At 42.9% G+C, this 6,898-nt stretch carries 4 protein-coding genes; 2 read left to right on the top strand and 2 right to left on the bottom strand.

The genetic code is table 11. From position 1 onward, the window contains the following. Window positions 1-977: 977 nt before the first annotated feature. Window positions 978-1,883 (bottom strand): EamA family transporter RarD, encoded by a 906-nt coding sequence (rarD, locus tag BMZ06_RS19935; protein ID WP_089754935.1) that lies wholly within the window; start codon window positions 1,881-1,883, stop codon window positions 978-980. Between the two features lie 126 nt (window positions 1,884-2,009). Beyond that, entirely contained in the window at window positions 2,010-3,599 is a 1,590-nt protein-coding gene (locus BMZ06_RS19930; RefSeq protein WP_089754933.1) for an FAD-dependent oxidoreductase, read from the bottom strand. A 147-nt stretch (window positions 3,600-3,746) separates the two neighbouring features. On the opposite strand from BMZ06_RS19930, the gene BMZ06_RS19925 reads away from it, so the two are divergent. Both BMZ06_RS19925 and megL read left to right on the top strand, forming a co-directional pair. Then, the gene (locus BMZ06_RS19925; protein WP_089754931.1) at window positions 3,747-5,018 is read left to right on the top strand and encodes an EAL and HDOD domain-containing protein; all 1,272 of its coding nucleotides are present in this window, start codon (window positions 3,747-3,749) and stop codon (window positions 5,016-5,018) included. 127 nt (window positions 5,019-5,145) lie between these two features. After that, the gene (gene megL / locus BMZ06_RS19920) at window positions 5,146-6,339 is read left to right on the top strand and encodes a methionine gamma-lyase (protein ID WP_089754929.1); all 1,194 of its coding nucleotides are present in this window, start codon (window positions 5,146-5,148) and stop codon (window positions 6,337-6,339) included. Window positions 6,340-6,898: the final 559 nt, after the last annotated feature.

Below are 6,898 nucleotides of genomic sequence, written 5' to 3'. Positions count from 1 at the left end.
CATGGTGCCGAAGGTACGAAGTTCCTTCTCATCAGATAGCAAAAGACACGCGGTGATACTCTTCTTGTGCACATCCATCCCACACACACGATCACTTATAACGTGCATAAGGGGCCGCCTCCTTTTGGAAAGTTGCAGCCAGCCACTCCATTCGGAAACGTTACGTGTAATCTACCCTACGTGCTTCTCCGAGGAGAGCGACAATCCATGGTACACTTGCTTCCGAAGACCCGTCTCTGTTACGAGTTCTAAGACATCACGCCATCTCGACCTTTGGTAGAAGTCGCTGACTGTACTCTTCTAATACCCGTTAGGAAACCATTTTCATATATCATGGTACGAAAAAATTAGCATGAATGTCTCTGTTAAACATCCACGTCGATTTTAAAGTAAAGCTCCCATTACTTGAAGACTTGATTTCGAGACTTTTGTGAGGAATTGGTCCTGCGGGGGACGATTTCGCTTTTCGCGGGCATGTGCTGAGCTTCCTCGGGCTTAACAGCCCGCGGTATCTCACCGATCATGTTCATCCCGCAGAAGTCTTCATCGTCCCTCTCCGGACCTGGCCGAATAAGAAACTCGAAATCCACCCAAAATGCCCATTACTAAAATTAACTGGAGAGCAAAAGAGTATCTAGCTTATTTAAGTGTACAACTCCTGATATATAAGGGTATAAGGCTGGTCCAGAACGATTACCTCACTTATAGAAGGGTCCGTTCACTCCTCAATCATAGGATGGCGGAGGAAACGACGAGACTCCCGCGGGAGAAGGAGCTAGGCGAGACCCCACAAGGAGTGTTAATGACTGAGGAGGCTTGCCAGTTCCCCCGAAGGAAAGCGAGTTGTTTCCGTAGCCAGCCCCTCTCTATATCAGCAACGGACCTAAGATAGCTCGAAACTGAGTCTTACAGTAACCGGCCCTATTGCGTAATAAGCCTTATAAAAAATCAATAATAAACTATAGCGAAGCCTTTCACTAACTCGCTTTTGCTTCAAATTTTTTCAGACGCTTGACTCGTGTCACGGTATAAACTGCAAGACCGGCCCATATAAGAGTAAATGAAATGACATGGGTGTGTGTAAATGGTTCATTGTATAAGAAAACCCCAATGATCAGCATGATGGTTGGGGCAAAATACTGTAGAAACCCAACCATGGAAAGCGGAATACGCTTCGCCCCTGCCGAAAACAGTAACAGAGGAATTGCAGTGACAATTCCAGCTCCGAATACAAGCACTGTGGTAAGAGAAAGCCAGCTTATCTCCATCCACTGACCGCTTTGCTGGTTTAAGAGATAAATAAGCGCAACAGGTGACACGATAAGAGTTTCAATGGTTAATCCATACATAGCATTAAGGGGTACCAACTTTTTCAGTAATCCATAAGAACCGAAGCTGAAAGCAAGTAGCAGTGCAATCCAGGGTACTGAACCGAAGTTAATGGTCATAAACAATACACCGCATCCAGCAAGAAAGAAAGCAAGCCATTGAGCTTTTGAGAAGGTCTCTTTTAACACAATCATTCCGAGAAGAATGCTGACAAGCGGATTAATATAATAACCGAGACTGGCTTCAACGACATGGTCTGTATTTACTGCCCATATGTAGGTGACCCAGTTTATGCTGATGGTTATGGAAGCGAGCGTTATACCAACCAAACGGATTTTATTATTTACGATGGCACGAAGCTCTTTCATAAAGGGCTTCCGTTTGTTTATGACTATGACTAGAAATACCATGAAAACGAAAGACCATACAATTCTGTGGGCCAGAATTTCAAAGGCTGGAATCTGTTGAATCAACTTCCAGTAGATGGGGAGGAATCCCCATAGAATATAAGCTCCTGCTGTATAGATAATTCCTAGTTTTTGATCGCTGATCATACAGAATAGATCCTCTCTGTGAGTATTACAGGCGAAAATGATAAACTTTTCCAACTCGTATAGTATATCACCCTTTATGCTGAAAAAATAGAAAAGCGCTGCCTGTTCTTAGGCAGCGCTTTGACGTTATAGCTGATCCGGTTGTTCTTCTTCTGCATTTAACTCATCAGATGTGATTTGCTGCTGTTCAGGGTAAGGAAAAGCGATTTTCATAAGCGGCTGGTCAGCCGGGCCTTCCACAACTGTACCATCAAATGAGAACCTTGAACCGTGGCACGGACAGTCCCAAGTGCGCTCCGCATCATTCCACTCCACTTCGCATCCCATATGTGTGCAAGTAGTATCCAGAAGATGTATTTGATCTTCTTCATCTTTAAAAGCTCCCGCTCGTTCGCCTTTCCATTGAACGACTAATCCTTCACCTTTTTTCAAATTTTGGGGACGGTCTGCGACAAGCTCAAGCTTCCCTTCTACCAGATGAACAGCGACATCAAAATTCTGGGAGAGAAATTGTTTCATGCTAGGATCTGTTTTGAAACGGGACGGTTTGAATAGAGAGTGAAAAAGTGAATCTTCTCCTGCAACAGATTGAGATATAAGCTGAGCGGCAAGGGTACCATTCGTCATGCCCCATTTTCTAAACCCGGTAGCTATAAACACACGATCATTCCGCCGGGTGATTGGTCCAATATAAGGAACTTTATCGAGCGTGGTCAAATCCTGGGCGGACCATTGGAATAATTTCTTTTTAATTCCAAAAGTCTGAGCAGCAAATTCCTCAATAGCATTGTAGTGGAAGGATGTATTTACACCCATCCCTGTTTTATGGCTTTCTCCTCCGACAAGTAATATTGGTTTGCCATTGTATTCAGCTGTACGAATGGTGCGTTTGGGTTCATCAACCGAAAGATACATGCCATCAGGTATTTCACGTTCTGGTTCGATAGCCATAAGGTAGGAACGTTCTGCGTACATTCGGCTGAAATAAAACCCTTTCCCGTCATAGAATGGGAAGTGACTGCAGGATACTGCTTTATCACAGGTAACGGTTGCCCCTGAACCCGTATGAATTTCAAGCTTGGATCCTTCTTTAAGATCAGTGGCTTTGGTGTTTTCGTAGATTTCTCCACCCAGCTTGATGAACTCTTCTACTAAAGCGGATAAGTATTTTAGAGGATGAAAACGCGCCTGATTGTGCATGACAAGTGCTTTTTTGGCTTCAACATCAAAAGGAAGCGACTCATTAAGGGATCCTTCAATACCGATCTTTCTGTAAGCTTCATATTCCTGGTCAAGCTTAAGCGCTCCTTTATTGGTAGTGGCATATAACAGCGCGTCTTCCTTTTTCCAATCACAGGAGATATCATATTTTTGAATCAATTCTTCAATTAAGGAAAACGCGCTCATCTGAGCTTGATAGTAGAGAGAGGCTTCTTCAGTACCGAAATGCTTCATTAATTCATAGTAGATCAATCCATGCTGAGCAGTTACTTTAGCTGTGGTGTGACCAGTTGTACCATTTAACAAGTGATCAGAATCGAGTAATATAACTTGCTTCCCTTGTTTAGCTAATAAATAAGCTGTTGTAATTCCGGTGATGCCTCCACCAATAACAGCAACCTCTGTAGACGTATCTTCTTTTAATCCATCAAACGAAGGCAGTGATGTATCTTCCAGCCACATTGGCTGTGGCTTTGTCCATTGTTGTTTATCCATGATTTCCCTCCTGAAGAAGTCTTTGATTTCAGTGTTTCCTTCTTGTCGTATTTCATGTATTTTTTCCCATACCGTTATGACAATGGATAAAGTGGTGTAGTATACTTAAGCTAATGTTCTCAAGTGTTGAAGAAGGGAAGAAAGCAGATGGAAGTTTTCGTGGCACGGCAGCCAATCTTGAATTTGAACGAAGAAGTGTATGCTTATGAAATTTTATACCGTGACAGCCACGTTAATCAGTTCACTGCGATCGATGCCAGTCGAGCAACGACAGAGGTCTTAGTGAACAGCTTCCTAACGATAGGGCTGGATCGACTTTCCCAAAATAAACCTTGTTTTATAAATTTTACTGAAAAATTACTTTTAAACCAGATACCAAAGCATTTTAACCCTGGTCAGTTGATTGTGGAGATACTGGAAGATGTTTGCTTTTCAGAGAACCTTATCGGAGAATGCCGTGATTTAAAAGAAAAAGGCTACACGATTGCTCTAGATGATGTCATTTCCCTGGAGCAGCTCTCAAATCCGCACCTTCTTCATTACATAGATATTATTAAGGTGGATATACGGGCTGTACCTGCAAAACTTCGTATAGAAATCATCCATTTAGCTAAAGCATATAATCTTACTCTGTTAGCTGAAAAAATAGAAACGAGAGAAGAACATCATGCTTGTGTCCTGGAGGGTTTCAAGCTCTTTCAAGGGTATTATTATAGCAAGCCGGTTGTCGTTTCAGGAGTAGATATCCCTTTTTTTACCGGGACATATTTTCAAATTATTGAGGAATTATCTGTCTCAGGCGGAGAAGTAGATGTAGAAAAAGTAGTTGATATCTTAGAGCAGGACCTGGCTCTTACTTATAAATTATTACGGCTTATCAATTCCTCCAATTATCAGCATTCCAATGTACCTATCCAGTCCATTAAACAGGCTGTAATGCTTTTAGGAACCGACGCCCTGAAAAAATGGCTGTATGTGCTTTCTATTGAACAAACAGAAAGGGCTGCTTCCACTGCCTCTCAATTTTTGGTCAAAACGAGCTTAGTCCGAGCAAAAATGTGTGAGCAGGTCGCAATCAAGCTCCGTGCGGGGACGCGATCAGACGGGTTTTTCCTAACTGGGTTTATGTCACTGGTGGATGTAGGAACGAAGCAGTCAACTTCAGAAGCCATTCAATCCCTGCCGCTGGATGCAGAAATAAAAGATGCTTTGAACGGGGAGCAGAATTTATACAGAAGTATTCTAGAGATAGCGATAGCTATGGAGACGGCTGAATTTGAGAATCTGGATCGTTCACTGGAGGAATTAGGAATTGACTTTAGTGAAATATTTGAAATATACGGCCAGGCGATCTCTTGGGCAGATCAATTGTATCAAGATCACTTTTCTGACAATGAAATAGATAATGTTATAAAATGAACACCCATTTGGATAAATGGAAATATAGTAATTAAGAAGGAGGGCGAAACACCTTTCTTTTTGTTAGAATTAATTGAAAACGCTTACAACTTTAAAAGGTATAAGTTGAAGAATAGGGGGAGTAGAAGTGAATAGAAAAGAGAAACGCATGGAGACCTCTATGATTCATGGGGGCAAGCATTCCGATGAGTTCTTAAGAAGCTTATCCATGCCTATATTTCAAACATCCACTTTTTCATTTCAGAACGCTTCAGAGGGGGAGCGCCGTTTTTCAGGAGAAGAAGAGGGCTATATCTATACGAGACTAGGAAATCCTACTGTGAAAGCTTTGGAAGAGAGAATGGCAGCTCTTGAGGGAGGAGAAAAGGGATTGGCTTTTGCGTCTGGTATGGCAGCTGTTTCTGCCGTCCTTATTGCCTTAACAAAAGCCAATGACCATATCTTATGTTCCAATGGTCTATATGGATGCACATATGGTTTACTGACGACACTTAAAGAAAAATATAATATTCAGCATGATTTCAGCTTTATGGAGACAGAAGAGGAGCTGAGAGATAGAATTACTGACTCTACTGCTTGCATATTTATAGAGACTCCGATTAATCCAACGATGAAAGTCATTGATTTACGGATGGTTGCTAAAGTAGCTGGAGAATATAATATTCCTGTGGTAGTGGATAACACTTTTTGCACACCTTACTTGCAGCGGCCGCTGGAGTTAGGCTGTGATATCGTTATTCACAGCGCTACAAAATATATAGGTGGTCACGGAGACGTGATTGCCGGGCTTGTTATTGGAAAAAAGGATTTTATGGATGAATTAGCAATGAATGAACAGAAGGATATAGGAGGTGTACTTTCTCCATTTGATGCCTGGCTTTTGATCAGGGGATTAAAAACCCTTCATATTCGTTTGGATCGACATAGTTCAAGCGCGGGTAAGATAGCTATATATTTAAAACATCATCCTTTAGTGAATGATGTTTATTATCCAGATATTGAAACTCCTAATCTGAAGGGACAAATGTCGGACGGAGGAGGGGTGCTTGCTTTTGATATTGAAGGTGGAAAAGAGGAAGCACACCATGTCATGGATCAGTTAAAATTGATTAAGATCGCGGTAAGCCTCGGCGATGCAGAAACCCTTATTCAACACCCTGCATCGATGACACACGCGGTGGTTCCCGAAGAAGAAAGGAAGAAGATGGGGATTGGGGATAATCTAATTCGATTATCTGTAGGGCTTGAATCAGTAGACGACATTTGGGAGGACTTAGAACAGGCCCTGAATGCAGGAGCAGGAAAAAAGAAGCGGACGTAATACTCCGTTTCTTTTTTAGGTTGAGGTTAAATCCCCAGGTTTATCTTCCACATAAGCTCCCGTTACTTGAAGACTCAGTTTCGAGACATTTGTGAGAATTAGGTCCTCCGGGGAACGATTTCGCTTTCCGGCCCTGCACGACGCAGGGTCGTTCGACGTTGCCACAGGAGGTGGCGATCTTAGTCGAACATCCCATGTGCTGAGCTTCCTCGGGCTTAACAGCCCTGCGGGATCTCACCGATCATGTTCATCCCGCAGGAGTCTACATCGTCCCCCTTCGGACCTTGCGATATATGGAGCTCAATATCATGTTTAAAACGCCCCGATTTATGTTGGAGATAAACTTATAACAATAAGCAATTACGTGTGGGAAAGTCCCGCTATAGAAGCATTTGAGACGGATCCAGCACCCTTCTATCTCCTATAGAAGGGTCCGTTCACTATCCCTCCATCATAGGGTGGCGAAGGAAACGACGAGACTCCCGCGGGAGAAGGAGCTAGGCGAGACCCCACAGGGAGTGAAACGAGCGAGGAGGCTTGCCAGTTCCCCCGCAGGAAA

Origin of the sequence: Halobacillus alkaliphilus (assembly GCF_900113125.1) — a bacterium.
In the GTDB taxonomy this organism is placed as follows: Bacteria; Bacillota; Bacilli; order Bacillales; family Halobacillaceae; genus Halobacillus; species Halobacillus alkaliphilus.
This window is presented reverse-complemented; position numbering and strand designations above follow the sequence as displayed.

Excerpts from the sequence above, each read along its gene's own strand:
- rarD (WP_089754935.1), bottom strand. The coding sequence starts at position 1,883 with ATGATCAGCGATCAAAAACTAGGAATTATCTATACAGCAGGAGCTTAT.
- BMZ06_RS19930 (WP_089754933.1), bottom strand. The coding sequence starts at position 3,599 with ATGGATAAACAACAATGGACAAAGCCACAGCCAATGTGGCTGGAAGAT.
- BMZ06_RS19925 (WP_089754931.1), top strand. The coding sequence starts at position 3,747 with ATGGAAGTTTTCGTGGCACGGCAGCCAATCTTGAATTTGAACGAAGAA.